Source organism: Microbacterium sp. H6 (assembly GCF_003314775.1).
Lineage (GTDB): Bacteria > Actinomycetota > Actinomycetes > Actinomycetales > Microbacteriaceae > Microbacterium > Microbacterium oxydans.
Window position 1 is genome coordinate 24,088 of the sequence record NZ_QOAY01000034.1, and the last position, 25,100, is coordinate 49,187.

The following is a 25,100-nucleotide window of genomic DNA, read 5'->3' on the forward strand; positions in this document are numbered from 1 at the left end:
TCATCGAAGAGGAACGTACGAGGAGCACCATGGCACACGACGACGACTCGCAGGCTCTTGACAGGGCCTACCAGCCCTCTCCAGGGCTGGGTGTCGCAGTCAGCGATCCCGTGCAGAACCCCGGGCTTCCGCCGCACCGCGAGCGGATGACCGACAAGGACCCGCGCGCAGAGAAGGCCGCTGTCCGCACTGTCTACACGCTGTTCTACCTCTCGCTCGCCGGGAGCATCTGGGCGGTCGCCGCCTACATGCTGTTCCCGATCGAGAGCGGCGCGCTCATCGACATCCGTCAGAACAACCTCTTCATCGGTCTCGGCATCGCTCTCGCGCTGCTGGCCCTCGGCATCGGTGCGATCCACTGGTCCAAGGCGCTCATGTCCGACAAGGAGTTCATCGAGCACCGCCACCCGACCCGCGGCAAGGACTCCACGCGTGAGGCGGCCATCAAGGCCTTCTCGGACGCGAACGAGGAGTCCGGTTTCGGCCGTCGCACCATGATCCGCAACTCGCTGTTCGCCGCGATCGTCGCCTCGATCATCCCTGGCGTGACGCTCTTCCGCGGACTGGCTCCGCACTCCACACCGGATGACCCCACTGCGGGAGATCCGGTCGTGCTTCTCAAGCACACCATGTGGGAAGAGGGAGCACGCCTGGTGCGCGACCCCGACGGCACACCGATCCGCGCGGCCGACGTCACGCTCGGCTCCGCTTTCCACGTGATCCCGGAAGAGCTCGCCACCCTCAGCCACAGCGACGGTTACCTCGAGGAGAAGGCCAAGGCCATCGTGCTGATGATGCGCCTGCGTCCCGAGCAGCTGATCGAGGCCGAGGACCGCAAGGACTGGTCGTACGACGGCATCGTCGCCTACTCCAAGGTCTGCACGCACGTCGGCTGCCCTGTGGCACTGTACGAGCAGCAGACACATCACCTGCTGTGCCCGTGCCACCAGTCGCAGTTCGACGTCACGGACCACGCAAAGGTCATCTTCGGCCCGGCGGCACGTCCGCTGCCGCAGCTGCCCATCACCGTCGATGACGAGGGCTACCTGGTCGCACGCAGCGACTTCACGGAACCCGTCGGCCCGAGCTTCTGGGAGCGCCATTGAGCACCGCAACGCTGTCCAAAGAGGACAAGGACACCAAGGCGCCCCTCGGCGGTCGCTTCGTCGGTGCCGCGTCGAACTACATCGATGAGCGCACCAGCCTCTCCGGCTTCGTCAAGGAGCTGGGACGCAAGATCTTCCCCGACCACTGGTCGTTCATGCTCGGCGAGATCGCCCTGTGGAGCTTCGTCGTCGTGTTCCTCTCCGGAACCTTCCTGACGTTCTTCTTCCAGGCGTCGATGGTCGAGACCCACTACACCGGCGCCTACGCGCCGATGCGTGGAATCGAGATGTCCGCGGCTCTCGAGTCGTCCCTGCACATCTCCTTCGACCTGCGCGGTGGCCTTCTGGTCCGCCAGATCCACCACTGGGCGGCTCTGGTGTTCATCGCCGGCATCGGCGTGCACATGCTCCGCGTGTTCTTCACCGGTGCGTTCCGCAAGCCGCGCGAGCTGAACTGGGTGATCGGTTTCATCCTCTTCATCCTCGCGATGGCCGAGGGCTTCACCGGCTACTCGCTGCCCGACGACCTGCTCTCGGGTAACGGTCTCCGCATCATCGACGGAATGATCAAGGGCCTCCCCCTGATCGGCACGTGGACCTCCTTCCTCCTGTTCGGCGGAGAGTTCCCGGGCACCGACATCGTCGGCCGCCTCTACACGCTGCACATCCTGCTGCTGCCGATGCTGGTGATCGCGCTGATCGTCGTGCACCTCATGCTGATGATCATCAACAAGCACACGCAGTTCGCCGGCCCCGGCCGCACGAACGACAACGTCGTGGGCTACCCGATGATGCCGGTCTACATGTCCAAGATGGGCGGCTACCTGTTCATCGTCTTCGGCACCATCGTGTTGATCGCGACCTTCTTCCAGATCAACCCGATCTGGAACTACGGCCCGTACGACCCCTCCCCCGTCTCCGCCGGCACGCAGCCGGACTGGTACATCGGCTTCGCGGATGGCGCCCTGCGTCTCGCTCCGTCGAACTGGGACATCGTCTTCTTGAACCACACCTGGTCCTTCGGAATCATCGCGCCGGTTCTGGTCCTCGGTCTGTTCATCGTGGCCGTGGCGATCTACCCCTTCATCGAGGCATGGGTCACCGGCGACAAGCGCGAGCACCACATCGCGCAGCGTCCGCGCAACGCCGCGACCCGCACCGCGATCGGCGTCGCCGGCGTGGTCTTCTACGCCGTGCTGTGGGCCGCTGCATCGTCCGACCTCATCGCGACGCACTTCATGCTCACGATGGAAGGCGTCATCCACACGCTGCAGGCGCTGCTCTTCCTCGGACCGATCCTCGGCTACTTCATCACCAAGCGCATCTGCATCGCGCTGCAGAAGAAGGACCGCGAGATCGTCCTGCACGGTTACGAGTCGGGCCGCATCGTCCGCCTCCCCGGCGGCGAGTTCATCGAGGTGCACCAGCCTGTCGACAAGTACGACCGCTGGAAGCTCATCGACGTCGACACCTACGAGCCGCTCGTGGTGCGTCCGAACGCGAAGGGTCGCATCCCGTGGACGGAGAACCTCCGTTCTTCGATCTCGCGCTGGTTCTTCGAGGACCGTCTGGCGCCGCTCACCCAGGCGGAGGTCGAGGCCGCGGATGCTCACCAGCACCACGTCACGGCTCAGAACGACGAGACCGAGGCTGCGGAGATCCAGGGCGCGCATGAGCGTGCAGGATTCCCCGACGCCCCGCTCACGGTCGACGAGACGCACGTCGACGAGACGCCCAACACCCCCAGCACGGTCATCGCGACCGAGCCGGTGAAGAAGCCCCGCAAGAAGTCGGAGGACGGCGAGTAGTCGCCGCTCCCCCACTGATGAAGGCCTCGTCCACGCGGACGGGGCCTTCATCGTTGTTGCCGAATGAGAGGATCGAACCATGTCTTCCGCCGTCCAACTGATCCGAGCCACTTCCCTCGCCGATGCTCCCTATGCCTACGCCGCGACAGCCCCGTCCGGATCACGTCTCATCTTCCTTGCGGGCGCGTGTCCGCTCAACGACGACGGCTCGACCGCCGCGCCCGGCGATTACGCGGCACAAGCAGCCAGGTGCGTGGAGACCCTCGAGGAAGCGCTCGACGTCGCCGGCGCGTCCCTCACCGATGTCATCAGCACACGAGTACTGGTAGCTTCTTCGTCCCAGGCCGACCTCGTCACCGCCTGGGATGTGGTCCACGCCGCCTTCGGCGCGCACGACGTCCCCAGCACCCTCCTCGGCGTCACGGTGCTCGGATACGACCACCAGCTCGTGGAGATCGAGGCCATCGCCGCCGTGGCCGACTGACCTCGGCCAACTGATCCTGGCTGCTTGAACATGGAGATCGTCATCCGTCCGGCCACCCCTGACGACGACACCGCCACCGAACGCATCGAGATCGCCGCGGATGCGCTGCTGGTCGACCGTTTCGGCGCGGTCGACTGGCCTCCCCCTACGCCCGCGGTCGAACGCACGTCGTCGCCGGGGTTCGTGCTGGTTGCCGAGCACACCGACGACGCAGCAGTCGAGCCCCCTGTCGTCGGGTTCGCCCACGTGCTGGAGATCGATGGTCATGCGCACCTCGAACAGCTTTCCGTGCTTCCGTCATACGGGCGCCGGGGAATCGGTCGTGAGCTCGTCAAGGCTGCTCTCACGGAGGCACGGAACCGCGGGTACGCAGAGATCACGCTCCGCACGTATGTGGATGTGCCCTGGAATGCCCCCTTCTACAGCTCCTGTGGTTTCGTCGCGAGCGATCCGGACACTCCGCTGCTCCGGAAGCTCGTCGAGGTCGAATCCGCGCTCGGTCTCTTCGAGTATGGTCCGCGCGTGCAGATGACTGCATCACTCTGAATTGCGGGAGCGGAACAGGCCTCCTGCGATTCGTGGGCAGGATGTGACCGCATTCGCACGTCACGAGACGGGATTCCGCTGTCGACGTCTCGCATCGGCTCCTTAGGCTGAGGGAATGATCGATCGCACCGACTTCTATGAGGCCAAACTGACCTACGAGACCGACTCCAGCGACGTCCATGCCGCAATCAAGGCCGGTGAGAACCTGGTGGTGATCGACGTCCGTTCGGACGAGGCATGGGCTCAGGGGCGCGTCGCCGGCGCCGTACACATGCGTTACAGCGAGATCGCCTCCCGTGCCCCGAGGGAGATCCCTGCGGACACCGATGTCGTGGTCTACTGCTGGAGCCCTGGGTGCAATGCGGGTGCGAAGGGTGCGCTCGAGTTCGCACGCCTCGGCTATCGGGTGCGCGAGATGATCGGCGGCTTCGAGTACTGGGTCAGGGAAGGGTACGCGGTGGAGGACGCCGATGGCGTGCATCATCGCCCGGTGGATCCGCTCACCGGAATCGCTCGGATCCGCACCCGCGCCTGAACACGGCTGTCGCTACACAGGAAGAAGGCCCCCGGACGGATCCGAGGGCCTTCTTTCGATACGCGGTATCAGCGGGCGAAGTTGCCGCGGTAGTACTCGTATACCCAACCGACGATCGCGACGACGAAGATCGCCAGCCCGATCGGGAGGAGGAAGTGGCCGACTGCCAGGCCCACCACGAAGACACCGGCTGATGCGGCCAGGACGATGGGCCACCACGACCACGGGCTGAACTCGCCGAGCTCCGGGTCACCGTCGTCGATGTCCGACGTCAGGATGTCCTCCGGCAGCTCGCCGCGCTGGGCCTTGTGGGTGCGGTCGAGGTAGAACGCGATCATCGCGGCCATGAAAGCGGCGAAGAACAGGGCGACCGTGCCGACCCACTCGACCCGCATGGCGAAGTCGTCGTTAGGCGTGGCGAGGATGTGCCAGCCGGTGTAGACGACTCCGACGAGGGCGAAGAACGCCGTCAGGATCCACCAGAGAATGACGTTGTCGCGCATGACTTAGTGGGCCTCTCGCTCGCCGGGAGCCGTCGTGGCGAACTCCGCAGCTTCCGGGTGATTCAGGTCGAACGCAGGACGCTCGCTGCGAATGCGCGGGATCGACGTGAAGTTGTGTCGCGGCGGCGGGCAGGACGTCGCCCACTCGAGCGATCCGCCGTAGCCCCACGGGTCGTTGACCGTGACCTTCGGAGCCTTGCGTGCCGTGATCCAGACGTTCAGGAAGAACGGCAGCATCGAGGCGCCGAGGATGATGGCACCGATCGTCGACACCTGGTTCTGCCAGGTCCAGCCGTCGGCCTCCGAGTAGTCGGCGTAACGACGCACCATGCCGTCGACACCCAGCCAGTGCTGGATGAGGAACGTCATGTGGAAGCCGATGAACAGCAGCCAGAAGTGCACGTAGCCGAGACGCTCGTTCAGCATGCGTCCTGTCCACTTGGGCCACCAGAAGTAGAAGCCGGCGAACATGGCGAACACCACGGTTCCGAACACCACGTAGTGGAAGTGGGCGACGACGAAGTACGAGTCGGAAAGGGCGAAGTCCAGCGGCGGAGCCGCGAGGATGACACCCGTCAGACCACCGAAGACGAACGAGACGAGGAAGCCGAGTGCGAAGACCATCGGCGTCTCGAAAGTCACCGAACCTCGCCAGAGCGTGCCGATCCAGTTGAAGATCTTCACACCCGTCGGCACAGCGATGAGCATGGTCATCAGAGCGAAGAACGGCAGCAGGACCGAGCCCGTCACGTACATGTGGTGAGCCCACACGGCGACGGACAGCGCCGCGATGGCGATCGTCGCGTAGACGAGGGTCTTGTATCCGAAGATCGGCTTGCGGCTGAACACCGGGAAGATCTCGGAGACGATGCCGAAGAACGGCAGCGCGATGATGTAGACCTCAGGGTGTCCGAAGAACCAGAACAGGTGCTGCCAGAGCAGGACTCCGCCGTTGGCCGGGTCGTAGATGTGCGCACCGAGGATACGGTCTGCAGCAGCAGCGAAGATGGCCGCGGCCAGCACCGGGAACGCCATCAGGATGAGCAGGCTCGTGATGAGCGTGTTCCACGAGAAGATCGGCATGCGCCACATGGTCATACCGGGCGCACGCATCGTGATGATCGTGGTGATGAAGTTGACGGCACCGAGGATGGTACCGAAACCGGAGATGCCGAGACCGACCATCCAGAGGTTTCCACCTGCGCCAGGCGAGAACGACGCTCCCGCCAGCGGCTGGTACGCGAACCATCCGAAGGAGGCCGCGCCCTGCGGGGTCAGGAAGCCGGCGACGGCGATCGTGGAGCCGAAGAGGAAGAGCCAGAAGGCGAAGGCGTTCAGACGCGGGAAGGCGACGTCAGGGGCACCGATCTGCAGCGGCAGGATGGCGTTGGCGAACCCGGCGAACAGCGGCGTCGCGAACATCAGCAGCATGATCGTGCCGTGCATCGTGAAGAGCTGGTTGTACTGCTCCTTCGTCGGGATGATCTGCATGCCCGGCGCGAACAGCTCTGCGCGGATGACGAGAGCCATCACACCGCCGAGGAGGAAGAACATCACCGACGCGATCAGGTACATGTACCCGATCGTCTTGTGGTCGGTGGAGGTGATCCACTTGACGACGATGTTGCCCTTCTGCTCGACGCGCGAGGAGCTCATGAGAGCGGCCTGGCGTGCGGGCAGAGTGCTGGGACGCGAGCGGGGGGACTCGTCGGTACGGGGAGCTTCTGTGGTCGACATGGCTTACTCCCCTCCTTCCTCGGTGTCGGTCTTCGGGGTGGTCCCCGGCAGGTTCGCGAGACGGTCGTACGCACCGGTGATGTCGCCGGTGTTGCCCTTCTCCTCGAGCGATGCCACGTAGGCGTCGTAGTCGCTCTGGGAGACCACCTTCACGTTGAAGAGCATCATGGAGTGGTACTCACCGCAGAGCTCGGCGCACTTGCCGGCGTACTCGCCCTCTCGAGTCGGGATGAACGACCAGGAGTTGTCCTTCCCGATGAACATGTCCTTCTTGTACAGGAAGTCGATGATCCAGAAGGAGTGGATGACGTCGCGCGACTGAAGGTTGATCGTGACCTTCTTGTCGACAGGCAGCACCAGGGTCGGCAGCTGTGCCTGGTCGATGTTGCCGTCCTTGTCGGGCTGCGCCTGGACGCCCATCGTCCAGACGGCGTCGGAGTTGTCCTCCTCCTCGCCGTCGTACTGGAAGTCCCAGGCCCACTGCTTCGCGATCGCGGTGATCTCGACGTCGGGGTCGTCCCACTTCGCCTCGATCTCGGACTGGTCGCGAGCCGTGAAGAAGAACATGCCCAGCACGAGGATGAGCGGCACGATCGTGTAGAAGATCTCGATCGGCATGTTGTAGCGCATCTGCACCGGGAGGCCGGTCTGGCCCTTGCGGCGGCGGTAGGCGATCGCAGCCCAGGCCATCAGGCCCCAGGTGATGATGCCGACCGCGAGGAGCACGATCCAGGAGTTGACCCAGAGCGACGAGACGCGCTCGGTCTGGTTGGTGGCTGCGGGACCACCCTCCACGAAGCCCGGAAGAAAGCCGTTCAGCTCGGTGGGAGAGCATCCCGCCAGGGCCAAGGCTGCCGCAACTCCCACAGGGAGGGCGGCCCAACGAAGGCTGCGTTTCGAGGGCACGATGCACCTTTCAGATCGCGAACAGAGCACACCCAAGTCTAGGGCAACCTCACACCTGATTCATGCCATCCACGCGGGTAGTGAAACCAGAACGGCCGCCGTCACCAGCGGTGACGGCGGCCGTGTGCACGGCGCGGGATCAGTGGAAGCTGTCGCCGCAGGCGCAGCTTCCCGCCGCGTTGGGGTTGTCGATCGTGAAGCCCTGCTCGGAGATCGTGTCCTTGAAGTCGATCGCCGCACCGTCGAGGTACGGGACGCTCATGTTGTCGATGATGACCTCCACGCCGTCGAAGTCGACGGTCTCGTCACCCTCGAGGTAGCGCTCGTCGAAGTACAGCTGGTAGATCAGGCCCGAGCATCCGCCCGGCTGCACGGCAACGCGCAGCCGCAGGTCGTCGCGGCCCTCCTGCTCCAGGAGGTTCTTCACCTTGGTGGCAGCAGCGTCGGTCAGGGTGACGCCGTGTGCGCGGGTGGTCTCTGGGGAGAGTGTGGTGTCGCTCATGTCGCTCCTTGTGACGGGCCGCGGGTGCACGGCTTCTCGGACGATTCTACCGCCGCTGATCTCAGACGGCTCCGCGTTCTTCGTCATTCATGCGGGCGAGCAGCAACGCCTCGGTCGCGACCGCATGGCGGAAGGTGTCGAGATGCAGCGACTCGTTGGGGCTGTGTGCGCGCGAGTGCGGGTCCTCGACACCGGTGACCAGGATCTGCGCGTCGGGGAACTCCCGCACGAGGTCCGCGATGAACGGGATCGAGCCGCCCACTCCGAGGTCTACGGGAGGCACCCCGTAGCCGTCGCGCATGGCGTCGCGGGTGAGGGCGACAGCCCAGCCGCTGGTGTCGACGAGGAAGCCGTCACCGAGGTCGATGTCGGAGAAGGTGAGGTCTGCTCCGAACGGCGCGTGCGCGCGGAGATGACTCTCGAGAGCGTCGTAGGCCTCCCTGCCGGTCTGGCCCGGTGCCACCCGCGCGCTGATGACCACCGTCACCTCGGGGAGCAGGGTGTTGGAGGCCGCCGCCACACTGGTGGCATCGATCCCGATGACCGTCACCGAGGGCTTGTTCCAGATCCGGCTGAGGATGGTGCCGCCGCCGATCGGCGTGGTGCCGGGCAGCAGACCCGCCTCGTCTCGCAGCGTCGCCTCGGTGTATTCAGGAGTGGGAGCGTCCCGCTCGGTCATGCCCTCGACCGCGACCGAACCGTCGGCGTTCCACAGTGTGGAGAGCAGTGTGACAGTCGCCATCATCGCATCGGGCACGGCGCCGCCGAACATGCCGGAGTGCGAAGCGTGGTCGAGGGTGCGCACACGCATCGTGAAGCGCGCATTGCCACGGAGCGAGACCGTGAGCCCCGGGGTCACGGAGTCCCAGTTACCGGAGTCCGCCACGACGATCGCGTCCGCGCGGAGAGCGTCCTTATTGTCGGAGAGGAACTGCGCGAACGAGCGGGAGCCGTACTCCTCCTCCCCCTCTATGAACATCGCGATGCCGAGGTCGAGATCGTCGCCCAGCACCTCGCTGACCGCGCGGATCGAGGCGATGTGCGACATGATGCCGGCCTTGTCGTCCGCCGCCCCACGGCCGTAGAGACGCCCGTCACGCACCGTCGGCTCGAACGGCGGAGTCTCCCACAGGGCATCATCCCCCGGAGGCTGCACGTCGTGGTGGGCGTAGAGCAGGATCGTCGGCTTGCCGTTGCGCGCGGCACGCGTGGCGAGCACAGCCGGCTGTCCCTGCTCGTCTGTCCCGGGGATCGCGGCGCGGAGCACGCGCACCTCGTCGAACACACCGGTGCCGGATGCCAGCGCGGCGACAGCCTCTGCGCTGCGTTCCAGCTGCGTCTGATCGAACGCCGGCCAGGCCATGCCGGGGATGCGCACCAGGTGGCCGAGATCCGACAGCGCAGAGGGGATCCCGGTCGCCACCGCCTCGAGGACGGCGGCGTCGGACTCACGGTGAGGAACAGGAGAGGTCATGCGAGTAATCTTAAGGTGATCCCCCACCGGCGAACCGAGGAACTCCGTGTCCACTACCCCTACCTCCCCTTCCACGAACGACGACGCACCCGAGACGACCTCCGTCGGCAAGGGGCGCGCGACGCCGAGCCGTGCGGAGCAGGAGGCAGCTCGTCGCCGGCCCCTCGTCGCCAACACCAAAGAGGCGAAGGCGGCGGCCAAGGCGGAGCTCAATGAGCGCCGTGCCCGCGCGCAGGCAGGCTTGGCCGCCGGTGAGGAGAAGTACCTCCCGGTTCGCGACAAGGGCCCGCAGCGCCGCTGGGTCCGCGACTACGTGGACGCGGGGTGGCACCCGGCCGAGTTCGTGATGGGTGTGATGGTGCTGGTCATCCTCGCCTCGCTGGTGCCGGCGAACACGGCCATCTCCTTCTACGCCTACATCGTGATGATGGGCTACCTCGTGATCGCGATCGGCGGCATGATCCTGCTCGGCATGCGGGTCAAGCGCAAGGCGGCGGCGAAGTTCGGCAAGGACCGACTCGAGCGCGGCCTCGGCTGGTACGCCGCGATGCGCGCGCTGCAGATGCGCTTCATGCGTCTGCCGAAGCCGCAGGTCAAGCGCGGCCAGTACCCCGCCTGAGCAGTCCCCTGTTGATCTCGCGACCCCAGAACGGGCCGCGGTAGAGGAACGCCGTATAGCCCTGCACGAGCGTCGCACCTGCGTCGATGCGCTCCTGCACGTCCGAAGCGGTCTCCACTCCCCCGACCGCGATGACGCAGAAATCTGCGGGAACCGCGTCGCGCACGACGCGCAGCACTTCGAGGGACCGCTTCTTCAGCGGCGCCCCGGAGAGCCCACCCGCTCCCGCGGCCTCGACGGTCGCCGCATCCGTACGCAGCCCGGCTCGACTGATCGTCGTGTTGTGGGCGATGATCCCCGCCAGCCCCTCGGCGACGGCCAACCGAGCGATCGCCGCGATCTCATCATCCGGGAGGTCAGGCGCGATCTTCACGAGAAGTGGCGTGCTGCCGGAGGCTTCCCTGACCGCGCGAAGAAGCGGCGCGAGCGTCTCGACAGCCTGCAGGCCGCGCAGCCCCGGCGTGTTCGGTGACGACACGTTGACGGCCAGATAGTCGGCGAGCGGAGCGAGGCGCGTCGCCGAAGCCACATAGTCGGCGGTCGCGTCTTCGACGTCGACGACACGGCTCTTGCCGATGTTGACGCCGATGATCGTGTCGGGCGCGCCACGCCGCAGGCGCGCGAGTCGACGAGCGGCGGCATCCGCTCCCGCGTTGTTGAAGCCCATCCGATTGATCACGGCCCGGTCTTCGACGAGACGGAACAGCCGCGGCTTGGGGTTTCCCTCCTGAGGGATCGCCGTCACGGTGCCCACTTCCACGTGCCCGAACCCCAGCGCGGCGAGTCCCCGCACGCCCACCGCGTTCTTGTCGAACCCCGCAGCGACACCGAACGGCGAGGGGAAGGTGAGACCGAGGGCTTCGACCTGAAGCGACGGATCCGGTCGAGTGAGAGCCCGCGTCGCCCAGGAGAACGGAGGCGCCCCGAGCACACGGATCACCGCCATGCCGGCGTGGTGGGCGAACTCGGGGTCGAAGCGCGACAGGACAGCGCGAAAGAGCAGCGGATACATCCCTGCCAGATTACCGCTCCGCGGACTCCCGCTTCGTGTGGTCGGCGCGCAGGTCGGTGATGGCGGACTCGAAGTCCTCGAGCGAATCGAACGCCTGATAGACGCTGGCGAACCGCAGGAACGCGACCTCGTCAAGCTCGCGCAACGGTCCCAGGATGGCCAGACCGATCTCGTTCGTGTCGAGCTGCGAGACGCCGGTCTGCCGCACGGCCTCTTCCACGCGTTGAGCGAGCACCGCGAGGTCTCCCTCGGTGACCGGACGTCCCTGGCACGCCTTGCGCACGCCCGTGATGACCTTCTCCCGACTGAACGGCTCCATCACCCCGGAACGCTTGATGACGTTGAGGCTCGCCGTCTCCGTCGTGGTGAACCTGCCACCGCACTCCGGGCACTGTCGACGACGCCTGATCGAGAGTCCGTCGTCGCTGGTGCGTGAATCGATGACGCGGGAATCGGGGTGTCGACAGAAGGGGCAGTGCATCTGACCGATCCTACGCGGTGAAACGCGCCTCGATCGCTTCGCCGTGGGCAGGAAGCACCTCGGTTTCGGCCAGGGCGACGACTCCAGCCCGCACAGCCGCCAGGGCAGCTCTGTCGTAGGAGATCACCTGCTGCGGGCGAAGGAAGGTGTACGAGCCGAGACCCGGGGCATAGCGCGCCTGCCCTCCAGTCGGCAGGACGTGATTGCTGCCTGCCATGTAGTCCCCGAGGCTGACGGGGGTCTGGTCGCCGACGAACACGGCCCCGGCGCTGGTGAAGGCCGCGGCAGCCTGCTCGGCGTCGACGAGGTGGAGTTCGAGGTGCTCCGGTGCGTAGGCGTTGCTGAAGGCGGTGGCCATGTCGCGATCGTCGACGAGGACGATCGCGGACTGCGGCCCCGACAGCGCGGCCGCGACACGTTCGCTGTGGCGCGTGCCGGCGGCGATGCGTTCCACTTCGGCGGCCACCTTCTCGGCCAGATCCGCCGCGTCAGTCACGAGCACCGCCGATGCCTGCTCGTCGTGCTCCGCCTGGCTGACGAGGTCTGCGGCGATGAGCCGAGGATCCGCGTGGGCGTCGGCGACGACGAGGATCTCCGTGGCCCCGGCTTCCGAGTCCGTTCCGACGACGCCGGCGACGGCGCGCTTGGCGGAAGCGACGTAATTGTTCCCCGGACCCGAGACGACGTCGACAGGGTCGAGGTCGAGCGACGACACTCCGTGGGCCAGCGCGCCGATCGCGCCGGCGCCACCCATCGCGTACACCTCGGTCACCCCCAGCAACGCGGCCGCCGCGAGGATCGTCGGGTGGATTCGTCCGCCCTGGTCCGACTGCGGCGGCGATGCCAGGGCGATCTCCTGGACACCGGCGACCTGTGCCGGCACGACGTTCATGATCACGCTCGACGGATACACGGCTTTGCCGCCGGGGATGTAGACCCCCACGCGGTGCACCGGCTGCCAGCGCTGCGTGATGACGGCCCCTTCCCCGATGTGCGTCACCTGCGTCGCGGGAACCTGGGCTGCCGACGCGAGGCGCACGCGACGGATCGCCTCCTCGAGCGCACTCCGCACCTCCGGCGCGAGCTCTTCCAACGCCGTGATGAGGTGATCGGCGGGCACGCGCACTGCGTGTTCCGTGACTCCGTCGAATCGTTCGGCCTGCTCCCGAAGAGCCGCCTCACCGCGCTCGCGCACGTCGTCGACGATGCGCGCTGCGGTGTCCAGCGCTTCGGCTCTGGCCTGCGTTGCCCTGGGGACGGCGGCGAGCATGCCCGCGGGCGAGAGCTCGCGCCCTCGCAGATCGATCGTGCGCATTGTCAACCCTTCGTGATGTCGGAGATGTCGTGGAGGTAGCCGATCCGTCCGTCGTCATGTCGGACGACGAACGCACCCCCACGGTCCTCGATCACGAGAGCCCACGCGCTCGGGCCGATGCGGAAGAGCGGCTCTCCACGCTCGTCGTGGACGTCGCGCTCGGACGGCGCGAGGATCCAGAACGGCTGGGCTGCGGGCGCCGTCGCTCGGGGATTCGTCGTCTCGAGGTCGGCGTCCGTGACGCCCTCCAGGATCAGCGGCTCCGGCTCTTCCTCGGCCGTGCTCGTCTCATACGTCGCCGCTGTCTCGAGCAGCGACTCGATGCTCCCGGTATCCGAGACGATCTCCGGCTCCTGGTTGCGGGAGCGACGTGAGTACGAGGGAACGTAGTCCTCGTCGGACTCCTCCGGCGTGGTGCCGATCCCGCCACCGGACGCGTGTGCCGTGAGCGGCACCTGCTCGGCGAGGTCGAAGCGAGCGATCTCGTCCGTGGCCTGGTGGCCCGACAGCTCGACATCGCGGTCGATGACGAGAGGAAGAGCCGAGCTGTCGACGATGACGTCGGTCTGCGTCTCGGACTCCTCAGACACCTCGAGCTCGTCGGAGGTCGCAGGTACGCGCGACGGCTCTTCGACCGTGTCGGTGATCGCGGGCTCGGGACGCGGCCGCGCGATCACGGGACGAACGGGGTTCGCATTGCGGTGTGCGAGCGTCACGAGACGCCCGTGGAAGTCTTCCTTGAGACCCGGGATGATCGGGGCGAACACCGTGAGGACGACGAGCGCCACAGAGGTGATGGCCAGGGCGACTCCGTTCCACGGAAGGGTCCAGACGCCACCGGAGACGAGCGCGGAGATCGCGAGCCACAGGCTGCCGATCCAGACCACGGCGGACACGGAGAACGCGACAGAGGCGAACTGATCGATGCCGAGTGAGCCGACCCGGCGGATGCCGTCGGGCGAGAATCGGCGGAGCACCAGAAGGAACACGGCGACGGTGGGCAGCGCGATCGGAAGCACCCACTGGATTCCGACGCCCCAGAGCGAGAGGTCGCCGATGAGCGGGAAGAACGAGAACACGAACGAAAGCAGCCACACGCCCACGATCAGCAGCTCGCGCAGCGTGAACCCGAGGATTCCGAACTCCGGCGTGACCTCTTCGTCGTAGAGGACACCGTCGTCGTCGCTGAAGACCTCGTCCTCAGGATCCGTTTCGGGGAGATCCGTGCTCATGCGTGGTCCTTTCGTCACGGGGCTCGACGGGTGGTTTCGTCGTGCTGCCGACGGCTCACGATCCTACCCCGCTCACCCCAGACAGGTGGGCCCGAGCAGCGACTTGAGGTCACCGAACAGATCCGCGGACACCTTGACGGGCATCGGCACCTCGAAGACCTTCGCCGTGCCGCCCCGGTGCACGCGGAGCACCACCTCGGTGTCTCCGTTGTGGCGCCGGAGCACCTCCGCGAGTTCCATCATCACCCGCTCGGTCGCCCGCTGCTCGGCGAGGACGAGTGCCAGCGGACCGGCCGCGTCGAAAGAGCCCACGTCGGGAGCGAACGCCGACTGCGCGTGCAGGTTGAGCCCGTCGTCGCGCCTGGACACGCGCCCGCGCACGGCGAGGATCGCGTCCTGCTGCAGCGTGTGCTGGAACTCGGTGTACGTCTTTCCCATGAACATCACGGTGACCTCACCATTGAAGTCCTCTACGGTGATCATGCCGTACGGGTTTCCGCTCGCCTTGGCCACGCGGTGCTGCACGCTGGTCACGAGTCCGGCCACCGTCACCTGGTCGCCGTCCTGCAGGTCTTCGGAGTTGTTCAGATCGTTGATCGAGATCGACGCATGCTTCGCGAGCGGTACCTCGAGTCCGGCGAGAGGGTGGTCTGACACGTAGAGCCCGAGCATCTCCCGCTCGAACGCGAGCTTGTCCTTCTTGACCCACTCGGGTCTGGCCGGGACCTTGGCCGGCGCGACCTCTTCGGTCCCGTCGTACAGGCTGTCGAAGTCGAAGCCGATCGCCCCCTGGGCCTCGTTCCGCTTGCGGTCGACCGCCGCCTCGACCGCGTCTTCGTGCACCTCGTACAGCGCGCGACGGGTGTCTCCCATGGAGTCGAACGCGCCCGCCTTGATCAGGGACTCGACGGTGCGCTTGTTCGAGACGTGCAGAGGAACCTTCTCGAGGAAGTGATGGAACGAAGTGAAGCGCTCGTCCTTGCGGGCCTTGACGATGCCCTCGACGACGTTGCTGCCGACGTTGCGCACGGCTCCGAGGCCGAAGCGGATGTCGTCGCCCACGGCGGCGAAGAAGTTGATCGAGTCGGAGACGTCGGGCGGGAGCACCTTGATGCCCATCCGACGGCACTCGTTCAGGTACAGCGCCATCTTGTCCTTGGAGTCGCCGACGCTGGTGAGCAGCGCCGCCATGTACTCGGCGGGATAGTGCGCCTTGAGGTATGCGGTCCAGTACGACACCAGGCCGTACGCGGCGGAGTGCGCTTTGTTGAACGCGTAGTCCGAGAAGGGCAGCAGGATGTCCCACAGGGCCTTGATCGCCGCCTCGCCGAAGCCGCGTTCCTTCATACCGCCGGCGAAACCCTCGTACTGCTTGTCCAGCTCGGACTTCTTCTTCTTGCCCATGGCACGACGGAGGATGTCTGCCTGTCCGAGGCTGAAGCCGGCGACCGCCTGAGCGATGGCCATGACCTGCTCCTGGTAGATGATGAGCCCGTAGGACTCCTGCAGGATCTCGGCGAGAGGCGCTTCCAGTTCGGGATGGATCGGAGTGATCTCCTGCAGGCCGTTCTTGCGCAGGGCGTAGTTCGTGTGCGAGTTGGCGCCCATGGGCCCCGGACGATACAGGGCGATGAGTGCCGAGATGTCGCCGAAGTTGTCGGGCTTCATCAGCCGCATCAAGGAACGCAGGGGCGGGCTGTCGAGCTGGAACACACCGAGGGTGTCTCCGCGGGCGAGCAGCTGATAAACGCCCGGGTCGTCGAGGCCGAGGTGCTCGAGGTCGAGTTCCTCACCTCGGTTGGTGCGGATGTTGTCGAGCGCGTCGGAGATGATCGTGAGGTTGCGGAGCCCCAGGAAGTCCATCTTGATCAGACCGAGCGACTCGCACGACGGGTAGTCGAACTGCGTGACGATCTGGCCGTCCTGCTCACGGCGCATGATCGGGATGATGTCGAGCAACGGGTCGGACGACATGATCACACCGGCGGCGTGCACTCCCCACTGACGCTTCAAGCCCTCGAGACCCAGCGCACGGTCGAAGACGGTCTTCGCCTCCGGATCGGTCTCGATCAAGGTGCGGAACTCGCTCGCCTCCTTGTACCGCGGGTGCGCCGAGTCGAACATGCCGTCGAGGGGCATGTCCTTGCCCATCACGGGCGGGGGCATCGCCTTGGTGAGACGCTCTCCCATGCTGAACGGGAACCCGAGCACGCGCCCGGCGTCCTTCAGCGCCTGCTTGGACTTGATGGTGCCGTACGTGACGATCTGCGCGACGCGCTCGGAGCCGTACTTCTCGGTCACGTAGTCGATGACCTCGCCACGGCGCCGGTCATCGAAGTCGACGTCGAAGTCGGGCATCGATACACGGTCGGGGTTGAGGAATCGCTCGAAGATCAGTCCGTGCTCGAGCGGATCGAGGTCGGTGATCCTCATCGCGTACGCGACCATCGATCCGGCACCGGAGCCACGGCCGGGACCGACCCGGATGCCGTTGTCCTTCGCCCAGTTGATGAAGTCGGCGACGACCAGGAAGTACCCGGGGAACCCCATCTGCAGGATGATGCCGGTCTCGTACTCGGCCTGCTTGCGCACCTTGTCGGGGATGCCACCCGGGTAGCGGTAGTGGAGCCCCGCCTCGACCTCTTTGATGAGCCAGCTGTCCTCGGTCTCGCCGTCCGGCACCGGGAATCGCGGCATGTAGTTCGCGGAGGTGTTGAACTCCACCTCGCACCGCTCGGCGATCAGCAGCGTATTGTCGCATGCTTCCGGGTGGTCTCGGAAGAGCTGCCGCATCTCGGCCGCTGTCTTGATGTAGTAGCCGTCGCCGTCGAACTTGAACCGGTTGGGGTCGTCCATCGTCGACCCAGACTGCACGCACAGGAGAGCCTCGTGTGCGTCGGCCTCGTGCTGGTGCGTGTAGTGCGAGTCGTTGGTGGCGACCAGGGGGATGTTCAGGTCCTTCGACAGACGGAGCAGGTCGGTCATGACACGCCGCTCGATCGACAGGCCGTGGTCCATGATCTCGGCGAAGTAGTTCTCCTTGCCGAAGATGTCCTGGAACTCGGCCGCCGCCGCGCGTGCCGCGTCGTACTGTCCGAGTCGCAGACGTGTCTGGATCTCCCCCGAAGGGCAGCCTGTCGTGGCGATGAGTCCCTTGCCGTAGGTCTGGAGCAGCTCGCGGTCCATACGCGGCTTGAAGTAGTACCCCTCCATGCTCGATCTCGAGCTGATGCGGAAGAGGTTGTGCATGCCCTCGGTGCTCTGGCTCCACATCGTCATGTGGGTGTACGCGCCGGAACCCGAGACGTCATCGCTCTTCTGGTCGGGCGAGCCCCACTGCACGCGAGTCTTGTCGCTGCGGTGGGTACCGGGGGTCATGTACGCCTCGAGCCCGATGATGGGCTTGATGCCGGCGTTTCGTGCGGCGTTGTAGAACTCGAAGGCCGCGAAGGTGTTGCCGTGATCGGTGACGGCGATCGCGGGCATGCCGTATTCGGCAGCCGCCTGGGTCATCGCATTGATCTTCGCCGCACCGTCGAGCATCGAGTATTCGCTGTGCACGTGCAGGTGGACGAAAGAGTCGGATGCCATGCCTTCGAGTCTACGGCGGGGCCCCGACACCGGAGGTCGGTGGCGGGGCCCCGTCGAGACTCGTCACGGCAAGGTATCGACCACACTCGTCTCGAAGGTCATCCGGACATCCGGCACGTCACTCGGGATCACCCCTTCGCCGACCGAACTTGTGTCGGTGATCTCGGTCACGAGCCCCGTCGCCATCTCGATCGTCACCGTGTAGCGCCTCAGCGATGTCTCCGCAGTCTCGGACGAGCCGAGCTGCGAGTCGAACGTGACCACCCGTTCGCCGTTGAGTTCGGCACCCACCGTCGACCCGGGAAGCAAGCTGAGTGCGCGGTACATCGACGCCCGCAGCTCCGGGTCCCCGACGTTGTGCGAGAGCAGTCCGATGATAAGCCACCCGACCTTTCCATCGGCCCAGCCCTGCTCGTCCGGGCCCAGGTAGTCGCGGATCCAGCCGATCATGGCGTCGGGGTCACGTGGCATCGACTCGAAGAACCACAGGACGTCTTCGACGCCGCCCTCGGACAACCGGGGGGCGGCCGAGGCGAACAACGAGACGGCCGGCCCGTAGCCCTGCATCGCCGCACTCTGCTCCGCATGCCCCTGCGTCTGATCGCCGTAGACGCTGCCTGCGACCGGAGCGCCCCACTCTCCGTACCACTGCGAACGCAGATCTGCAGGCGAGTAGTCGGCGCCACTGCGACTGATCACCCAGCCACTCGACGCCGCAGCTCGCGAGACACTGTAGCCAGGTTGCCCGGCTGTATCGAGATCGGCGTCGAACACGCCCAACGACTCCGTCGTCCAAGCACGGCGCTGATACTGCCCGGGAGCAAGCTGGGGCGGCGCGAATCCCGCCGCGGAGTTCGCAGCTCCCAGCAGCGCCTCAGGCCCTGTCATCGGAGTGGCTGTGGGGGTCGGCACCCGGCTCGGCACGAGCTCGGGACCAGGCGCACGTGTCGGCACCGCTTCCACCGTCGGTGCGGGGGCTGGCGCGGCGATGCCGCTCATCACGAGCACCCCGGTGGTGACCGCAGCCACCGCGCCGAGCGAGGCTGCGGCTATCAGCCACGACCTTCGCGCTCCTCGAGCACGTGCCGGCCTGCGCTCACCTTCGATCGCGGTCAGGAGAACGGCTCGCGCGGCCGCGATGTTCTCCTCAGCGCCGTCGATGTCGGGCCTGGTCTGCTGGGCCTTCTCAAACATGTCCAAGGGTCTCCCCCTTCTGCTGCTGCTCGAATGCCTGGATCCTTCGGGTGGAGTCCAGCCGTGTGCGGACCCTGTTCAGGCGCGATCGCACCGTTCCCACCGGTACGGCGAGTGCGACGGCGATCTCCTCGTATGTCAGCCCCTGCCACGCGTAGAGCAGGAGCGTCTCCCTGTCCTTTGGGGCGAGTGCCGCGATCCGCGTTTTCAAGGATCGGACTTCGCGCTCGGCGTCGACCCGCGACATCGCGTCGTCCAGACCTCCGAGCGACGAATGATCCTGCTGAGAGACGGACGCTGCGAAAGACCTCCAGTGTTTCGCTTCCACCGCACGATGGCGGCGGATCAGGCGCGAGGCTATGCCGAGGAGCCACGGCGCCGCCGACTCGACGTCCGTGTCGAAATCCGCTCGGCGGCGGAATGCGACGAGGAATGTCTCGCTCAGGACGTCTTCCGCCGCGTGCCGGCCGATGCGATACGTGGCGAAGGCGTTGACGGCGCGCGCGTGTCTGTCGAAGAGCTCGGCGAACACCGCCGGATGCTGAAGAGATCGCTGGATGATCTCGCTGTCTGTGGTCACGCTATGTATTGGCCGTGCGCCGCAGAGCGGTTCACGGTTTCTTCGACGACGTCGACGATGCTCCGAGTTCGAGCCGCATCACGACTCGGGGGAACCCGTCCAGCACGGAACGGGTGTCGGCGGCCCTCTCGAACCCCGCGCTCTCGAACAGCGACCGAGTGCCGACGTATGCCATCGTCAAGTTCACCTTCTCGTCGCCGTTGTCGACGGGGTACCCCTCGATCGCCGGGGCTCCGCGCTCCCTCGCGTAGGCGACTGCGCCCTCGACGAGTGCATGCGTGATCCCCTGCTTCCGGTACCCAGGGCGAACCCGGAAGCACCACAGCGACCAGACGTCGAGGTCGTCGACGTGCGGGATCAGCCGGTTTCGGGCGAAGCTCGTCTCCCGACGCGGCTGGAGGGCCGCCCATCCGACCGGTTTCCCGTCCAGGTACGCGATCACTCCGGGAGGAGGATCTTGATGGCAGAGTTCGCGCACGCGATCGGCACGGGCCTGACCCCTCAGCGCAACATTCTCCTTGTTTCCGATGCGATAGCTCAGGCAGAAGCACACGTTCGATGTCGGCTTCCTCGGCCCGACGAGTGTGGCGACGTCGTCGAAATCGGTCGCGGGACGAACCTCGATGGTCATGCGCCCAGTGTCGCGCACCTCACGGACACATGTCCGGCGAGACACGGGGATCATTCACCGCGCAGCACATCCAGAGCGTGCTCGAAATCCGCGGGATAGGGAGACTCGAACTGCACCCAGTCACCCGTCGTCGGGTGCGCGAAGGCGAGCTGATGCGCATGCAGCCACTGGCGGGTGAGCCCCAGCCGCGCCGACAGCGTCGGGTCGGCGCCGTACAGGGGGTCGCCGACGCACGGGTGCCGGTGCGCAGCCATGTGCACGCGGATCTGATGCGTGCGGCCGGTCTCGAGGTGGATCTCGAGCAGCGATGCGCCGGGAAAAGCCTCGAGGGTCTCGTAGTGCGTGACGGACGGCTTCCCATCCGGGACGACGGCGAACTTCCAGGAGTGATTGGGGTGGCGCCCGATCGGAGCGTCGATCGTGCCGGCGAGCGGGTCCGGGTGCCCTTGGACGACGGCGTGATAGATCTTCTCGACCGTACGGTCCTTGAACGCCTGCTTCAGCACCGTGTAGGCGTGCTCCGATTTCGCCACGACCATCAGGCCGCTCGTGCCCACGTCCAGCCGGTGCACCACGCCCTGGCGCTCCGGCGCTCCGCTGGTCGAGACACGGAAGCCCGCCGCGGCGAGGGCACCGACAACGGTGGGCCCCTCCCAGCCGAGGGAAGGATGAGCGGCGACGCCCGTCGGCTTGTCGACGACGACGATGTCGTCATCGTCGTAGACGATGCCGAGCTCCGGCACCGCGATCGGGACGATCTTCGGCGCCTCCTTCGGCTGCCATTCGATGTCGAGCCAGCCGCCTCCTCGCAAGCGATCGGACTTGTCGAGCGTGACGCCGTCGAGACGCACTCCCCCGGCGGCGGCGACGTCAGCAGCGAAGGTGCGGGAGAAACCCATCAGCTTCGCCAGGGCAGCATCGACACGCGAGCCGTCGAGACCGTCGGGTACAGGCAGTGACCGCGACTCCACGGTCAACGTCCCTCCGCTGCGGGTGCCGCGCCCTCCGAAGGCGTGTCGTCATCGACCTTTCGCAGGGGCGCCGCGTCGGCTGCGTCGACCATGTCGTCATCGGTGTCGGTCGCCTCGACCGCCGCTGCAGCCTCGGCCTCGGCCTCGGTCTGCACGAGCTGGTGATCGCGTTCCCGCGTCCCGTCGAAGCGCAGGCCGACCACGACGAGCAGCGCCACGGAGATCATCCCCGTCACGATGAAGACGTCCGCGACGTTGAAGATCGCCGGCATCATCCACGGCATCGAGATCATGTCGACGACATGTCCCATAGGGAAGCCGGGCTCGCGGAAAAGACGGTCGCTGAGATTGCCGAGCACTCCGCCGAGAAGGCAACCGAGAACGACAGCCCACAGCCGGGACTTCAGACCGAATGCCTTCCAGACGATCACGCCTGCCACGACCGCGAGGGCGATGGTGAAGATCCACGTGACTTCGGACCCGAGCGAGAAAGCAGCTCCGGGATTGCGCACGTAATACAGCTGAAGGAACTCGCCGAGCACGGGGACCGGCTCCTGATAGGGCAGGTTCTCGATGGTGAGGTACTTCACAAACTGATCGGCGGCCAGCACGAGCGCTGCGAGAATCGCAACGATCGCGCCGGCCGCCGACCGAGGAAGGGGACGGCGTCCTGACAAGAGGGCGCCTTACAGACCGATCGCGGAGACAGGGGTCGAGTCCGTGGAGGTCGACTTCTCGTCGAGCTCGCGGAGCTGGCCCTCGATGTAGCCGCGCAGCTGCGAGCGGTAGTCGCGCTCGAAGTTGCGGAGCTCGGTGATCCGAGCCTCAAGCGTGTTGCGCTCGCGCTCGAGACGTGCGGTCTCTTCGCGCTGCTTGGCCTCGGCCTCGGTGCGGATGCGAGCCACCTCGGTCTCAGCCTCGGAGATGAGCTGGTTGCGCTTGGCCTCGCCCTCGGCCACGTGCTCGTCGTGCAGACGCTGCGCGAGCTCGATGATGCCGGCGGTGGCGGTCGCGGATCCGGTCGGAGCCGGCTCTGCCGGAGCCTCGGCGACAGGACCTGCGGCGGGGGCCTCGGCAGCGGGAGCGGCGGCCTCAGGGGCAGCACCGGACTCGTACGCGGCCAGCTTGGCCTTCAGCTCGACGTTCTCCTCGAGAGCCTTGCGCCACTCGATGACGATCTCGTCGAGGAAGTCGTCCACCTCGTCCGGGTCGAAGCCGTCCTTGAAGCGGACGTGCTGGAACTGCTTGGTGACGACGTCATCCGGGGTAAGTGCCATGGGTGGCTCCTCTTTCGATGAGTTCGATTGCCAGTATCGATGTATGGCGTGGTCGTGATGTGGCGCGAACCCGGGGCGCGCACCTGGGTGCCAGCATAGCCCCCGCGCATCGGTGCCGCGATGTCACGACACTCAGAGAGCGGGAACTCACCGGAGCCGGAACACGGGACACGCCGGTGATTCAGCGGACGAACAGTCGGACGATGTTCATCAGAATCAGGACGATCAGCAGTGTGAGTGCGAACCCGAAGTCGAGCGACAGCGAGCCGATCCGCAGCGGCGGGATGATCCGTCGGAAGAACCGGATGGGGGGATCGGTGAGCGTGTAGACCGCCTCGGCGGCGACGAGGCCGAAGCCCTTGGGCCTCCATTCCCGATTGAACATCGGGATGTAGTCCAGGATCAGCCGCGCGAAGAGCACGATGACGTACAGGAGGAGCACCAGATGAACGATGCTCGCGAGGACCGAGACCAGCTGCACGGGCTACGACTGGTCGAAGCTCGCAGACTCGGCGTCTGCGTGTGCGATGCCCCCGTGACCCGAGACCGCGATGTTCTCCGGCGACAGCAGGAACACCTTCGAGGTCACGCGCTCGATCCGGCCGTAGAGGCCGAGCGAGAGCCCACTCGCGAAGTCGATGAGGCGACGCGCATCGGCATCGCTCATCTGCGAGAGGTTGATGATGACCGGGACACCCTCGCGGAAGCTCTCCGCGATCAACTGGGCGTCACGGTACTGCTTCGGGTGGACGGTGAGGATCTCGTTCACGGCTCCTGCAGACGGCTGGCGGACGGCGACGGGGCGGCGAAGCGGCGTGACGGGGGCCGGTGCCGGCTCCTCGCGGTCACGATCGCGTTCGCGGTGAGCGCGGGCGGGCGCCTGCGCTTCTTCTTCGTAGACCTCTTCCTCGTCGGCGAGGCCGAGATACACCATGGTCTTCTTCAGTGGGTTACCCATCGTGTCCTCCGGTTCGAACGTGTCGGGCTGGTCTGTTCACAGGTTAACCCCGGTCAGGCCGGGGGCCGGTGATTGCGGAACCGATCCGCAGGTGTGTCGCGCCGGCGGCGATCGCCTCGACGAAGTCCCCCGTCATCCCGGCAGAGATCCACGATGCCGAAGGGTCGATCGCACGGACGCTCTCCGCGATGCCGTGCAATCGTGCGAAGGCGGAGGCAGGCTCCTCGTCGAGCGGCGCCACCGCCATCACGCCGCGCAGGCGCAACGACGGCAGCGAGAGGACGTGCTCCGCGAGAGCGACCGCCTGCGCCGGCGCCGCTCCCCCGCGGCCGGGATCGTCGGTGAGGTTGATCTGCACCAGCACATCGAGCTGATCGTCATCATCGGCCGCGCGGTGCAGGGCGTCGGCGAAGCGGTCGCGATCGACCGAATGCACGACTGACGCGCTCCGTCGGATCGCACTCGCCTTGTTGGTCTGGCCCTGGCCGATGAAATGCCATCGCAGATCCAGCTCGGTGAGCTCGCTCTCCTTCGCCGACAGCTCCTGCTGACGGTTCTCGCCGACGTCGCGCACTCCGAGCTCGTGCAGATCACGCACCAGCGACGCCGGATGGAACTTCGTCACCACGATCCTGGTGATCTCGTCGTGATTGCGTCCCACGGCTTGCGCGGCTGCGGCGATCCTGTCATCGATCGCCGACAGCCGCGTAGCCAGAGGTGCGAGCCCAGGGCCGTCGACCGGAGAGGTCACTTCAGGAATTCAGGGATGTCGATGTCGTCGTCCGCGAAAGCCGGCTCGATGCTGGTGGTCGGAACGCGCTGCTGGATCGGCTCGGGCTTGACCGGCTCAGGCTTGTTGTCCGTCTCCTCGTCGAGCGCCACCTCGGGGAGCGGAGTCGTCGAGGGCCGGGAGACGACCATCGGGTCCAGCCGCAGCGAGGGCTCACCGCCGTCGAAGCCTGCTGCGATCACGGTCACGCGCACCTCGTCGCCGAGCGTGTCGTCGATGACGGTACCGAAGATGATGTTTGCCTCGGGGTGAGCGGCTTCCTTGACGAGGTCTGCCGCGTCATGGATCTCGAAGATACCGAGGTTGGAACCACCCTGGATCGACAGCAGAACGCCGTGCGCACCCTCGATGCTCGCTTCGAGGAGCGGGGACTCCACAGCCAGCTCTGCGGCCTTGATCGCGCGATCTGCACCGCGAGCGGAGCCGATGCCCATGAGCGCGGAGCCTGCTCCCTGCATCACGGACTTGACGTCGGCGAAGTCGAGGTTGATGAGACCGGGGGTCGTGATGAGATCCGTGATGCCCTGCACACCGGCGAGGAGTACCTGGTCGGCCGTGGCGAACGCCTCGATCATCGAGATACCGCGGTCGCTGATCTCGAGGAGACGGTCGTTCGGCACCACGATGAGGGTGTCGACCTCTTCCTTGAGCTTGGAGACGCCGGCCTCGGCCTGGCTCTGGCGACGGCGACCCTCGAAGGAGAACGGTTTGGTCACGACACCGATGGTGAGGGCGCCGATGGACTTCGCGATGCGTGCCACGACGGGCGCCCCGCCGGTTCCGGTACCGCCACCCTCTCCCGCCGTCACGAAGACCATGTCGGCCCCGGTCAGCGCCTGCTCGATCTC

General features: G+C 66.3%; 26 protein-coding genes. 6 read left to right on the forward strand and 20 right to left on the reverse strand.

What is annotated here, in order from left to right; genetic code table 11:
• The first annotated feature begins 29 nt into the window (after positions 1-29).
• From DSP71_RS01860 to DSP71_RS01880, 5 genes are all read left to right on the forward strand, one after another.
• The gene (locus DSP71_RS01860) at positions 30-1,106 is read left to right on the forward strand and encodes a ubiquinol-cytochrome c reductase iron-sulfur subunit (RefSeq protein ID WP_046749295.1); all 1,077 of its coding nucleotides are present in this window, start codon (positions 30-32) and stop codon (positions 1,104-1,106) included.
• Complete coding sequence (locus tag DSP71_RS01865) at positions 1,103-2,914, forward strand: cytochrome bc complex cytochrome b subunit (protein ID WP_058632813.1); 1,812 nt, start codon at positions 1,103-1,105, stop codon at positions 2,912-2,914. Before DSP71_RS01860 ends, DSP71_RS01865 begins: the two co-directional genes overlap by 4 nt.
• Positions 2,915-2,993: 79 nt before the next feature.
• A complete protein-coding gene (locus DSP71_RS01870; RefSeq protein WP_046749297.1) occupies positions 2,994-3,398 on the forward strand; it encodes a RidA family protein in 405 nt (134 codons plus the stop codon).
• A 30-nt stretch (positions 3,399-3,428) separates the two neighbouring features.
• Positions 3,429-3,944 (forward strand): GNAT family N-acetyltransferase, encoded by a 516-nt coding sequence (locus DSP71_RS01875; protein ID WP_113680221.1) that lies wholly within the window; start codon positions 3,429-3,431, stop codon positions 3,942-3,944.
• Between the two features lie 115 nt (positions 3,945-4,059).
• Complete coding sequence (locus tag DSP71_RS01880) at positions 4,060-4,479, forward strand: rhodanese-like domain-containing protein (RefSeq protein WP_113680222.1); 420 nt, start codon at positions 4,060-4,062, stop codon at positions 4,477-4,479.
• 68 nt (positions 4,480-4,547) lie between these two features.
• On the opposite strand, the gene DSP71_RS01885 is transcribed toward DSP71_RS01880, so the two are convergent.
• From DSP71_RS01885 to DSP71_RS01905, 5 genes are all read right to left on the reverse strand, one after another.
• Positions 4,548-4,982 carry a cytochrome c oxidase subunit 4 gene (locus DSP71_RS01885; RefSeq protein WP_046749300.1) on the reverse strand — a complete coding sequence of 145 codons (435 nt, stop codon included), beginning with the start codon at positions 4,980-4,982 and terminating at the stop codon, positions 4,548-4,550.
• Between the two features lie 3 nt (positions 4,983-4,985).
• On the reverse strand, positions 4,986-6,719 hold the full coding sequence (gene ctaD / locus DSP71_RS01890) for a cytochrome c oxidase subunit I (protein ID WP_171011008.1): 1,734 nt from the start codon (positions 6,717-6,719) through the stop codon (positions 4,986-4,988).
• 3 nt (positions 6,720-6,722) lie between these two features.
• Entirely contained in the window at positions 6,723-7,625 is a 903-nt protein-coding gene (coxB, locus tag DSP71_RS01895; protein WP_046749301.1) for a cytochrome c oxidase subunit II, read from the reverse strand.
• Positions 7,626-7,764: 139 nt separating this feature from the next.
• The gene (gene erpA / locus DSP71_RS01900) at positions 7,765-8,127 is read right to left on the reverse strand and encodes an iron-sulfur cluster insertion protein ErpA (RefSeq protein WP_017830247.1); all 363 of its coding nucleotides are present in this window, start codon (positions 8,125-8,127) and stop codon (positions 7,765-7,767) included.
• Positions 8,128-8,188: 61 nt separating this feature from the next.
• Entirely contained in the window at positions 8,189-9,601 is a 1,413-nt protein-coding gene (locus DSP71_RS01905; RefSeq protein ID WP_113680223.1) for a dipeptidase, read from the reverse strand.
• Positions 9,602-9,647: 46 nt separating this feature from the next.
• On the opposite strand from DSP71_RS01905, the gene DSP71_RS01910 reads away from it, so the two are divergent.
• Complete coding sequence (locus DSP71_RS01910) at positions 9,648-10,220, forward strand: DUF3043 domain-containing protein (protein WP_113680224.1); 573 nt, start codon at positions 9,648-9,650, stop codon at positions 10,218-10,220.
• On the opposite strand, the gene DSP71_RS01915 is transcribed toward DSP71_RS01910, so the two are convergent.
• The 15 genes from DSP71_RS01915 to DSP71_RS01985 form a co-directional block, all read right to left on the reverse strand.
• Entirely contained in the window at positions 10,195-11,232 is a 1,038-nt protein-coding gene (locus tag DSP71_RS01915; protein ID WP_113680225.1) for a quinone-dependent dihydroorotate dehydrogenase, read from the reverse strand. The genes DSP71_RS01910 and DSP71_RS01915 overlap by 26 nt on opposite strands.
• 10 nt (positions 11,233-11,242) lie before the next feature.
• Positions 11,243-11,713, reverse strand: coding sequence for a transcriptional regulator NrdR (gene nrdR, locus DSP71_RS01920; protein ID WP_046749305.1), 471 nt, complete (start codon positions 11,711-11,713; stop codon positions 11,243-11,245).
• A 10-nt stretch (positions 11,714-11,723) separates the two neighbouring features.
• Positions 11,724-13,028 (reverse strand): histidinol dehydrogenase, encoded by a 1,305-nt coding sequence (gene hisD / locus DSP71_RS01925; protein WP_113680226.1) that lies wholly within the window; start codon positions 13,026-13,028, stop codon positions 11,724-11,726.
• A 2-nt stretch (positions 13,029-13,030) separates the two neighbouring features.
• On the reverse strand, positions 13,031-14,260 hold the full coding sequence (locus tag DSP71_RS01930) for a hypothetical protein (RefSeq protein WP_113680227.1): 1,230 nt from the start codon (positions 14,258-14,260) through the stop codon (positions 13,031-13,033).
• A gap of 72 nt (positions 14,261-14,332) precedes the next feature.
• Positions 14,333-17,851 (reverse strand): DNA polymerase III subunit alpha, encoded by a 3,519-nt coding sequence (gene dnaE, locus DSP71_RS01935; RefSeq protein WP_058632806.1) that lies wholly within the window; start codon positions 17,849-17,851, stop codon positions 14,333-14,335.
• A 63-nt stretch (positions 17,852-17,914) separates the two neighbouring features.
• On the reverse strand, positions 17,915-19,045 hold the full coding sequence (locus tag DSP71_RS01940; protein WP_058632805.1) for a hypothetical protein: 1,131 nt from the start codon (positions 19,043-19,045) through the stop codon (positions 17,915-17,917).
• Positions 19,038-19,625, reverse strand: coding sequence for an RNA polymerase sigma factor (locus tag DSP71_RS01945; protein ID WP_113680228.1), 588 nt, complete (start codon positions 19,623-19,625; stop codon positions 19,038-19,040). The genes DSP71_RS01940 and DSP71_RS01945 overlap by 8 nt, the downstream gene beginning before the upstream one ends.
• A 31-nt stretch (positions 19,626-19,656) precedes the next feature.
• Positions 19,657-20,256 carry a GNAT family N-acetyltransferase gene (locus tag DSP71_RS01950; RefSeq protein ID WP_113680244.1) on the reverse strand — a complete coding sequence of 200 codons (600 nt, stop codon included), beginning with the start codon at positions 20,254-20,256 and terminating at the stop codon, positions 19,657-19,659.
• Between the two features lie 50 nt (positions 20,257-20,306).
• Complete coding sequence (locus DSP71_RS01955) at positions 20,307-21,227, reverse strand: RluA family pseudouridine synthase (protein ID WP_046749314.1); 921 nt, start codon at positions 21,225-21,227, stop codon at positions 20,307-20,309.
• 2 nt (positions 21,228-21,229) lie between these two features.
• Positions 21,230-21,904 carry a signal peptidase II gene (gene lspA / locus DSP71_RS01960; protein ID WP_082682713.1) on the reverse strand — a complete coding sequence of 225 codons (675 nt, stop codon included), beginning with the start codon at positions 21,902-21,904 and terminating at the stop codon, positions 21,230-21,232.
• Between the two features lie 9 nt (positions 21,905-21,913).
• Positions 21,914-22,504: a DivIVA domain-containing protein gene (locus DSP71_RS01965; protein ID WP_113680229.1), complete on the reverse strand. Its 591-nt coding sequence runs from the start codon at positions 22,502-22,504 to the stop codon at positions 21,914-21,916.
• 181 nt (positions 22,505-22,685) lie between these two features.
• Entirely contained in the window at positions 22,686-22,985 is a 300-nt protein-coding gene (locus DSP71_RS01970; RefSeq protein ID WP_046749317.1) for a YggT family protein, read from the reverse strand.
• A 3-nt stretch (positions 22,986-22,988) separates the two neighbouring features.
• Positions 22,989-23,462 (reverse strand): cell division protein SepF, encoded by a 474-nt coding sequence (locus DSP71_RS01975; protein ID WP_046749318.1) that lies wholly within the window; start codon positions 23,460-23,462, stop codon positions 22,989-22,991.
• A 43-nt stretch (positions 23,463-23,505) separates the two neighbouring features.
• Entirely contained in the window at positions 23,506-24,213 is a 708-nt protein-coding gene (locus DSP71_RS01980) for a YggS family pyridoxal phosphate-dependent enzyme (protein WP_082738595.1), read from the reverse strand.
• On the reverse strand, positions 24,210-25,100 hold an 891-nt coding region (locus tag DSP71_RS01985), incomplete at its 5' end, for a cell division protein FtsZ (RefSeq protein WP_258546209.1). The genes DSP71_RS01985 and DSP71_RS01980, both read right to left, overlap by 4 nt.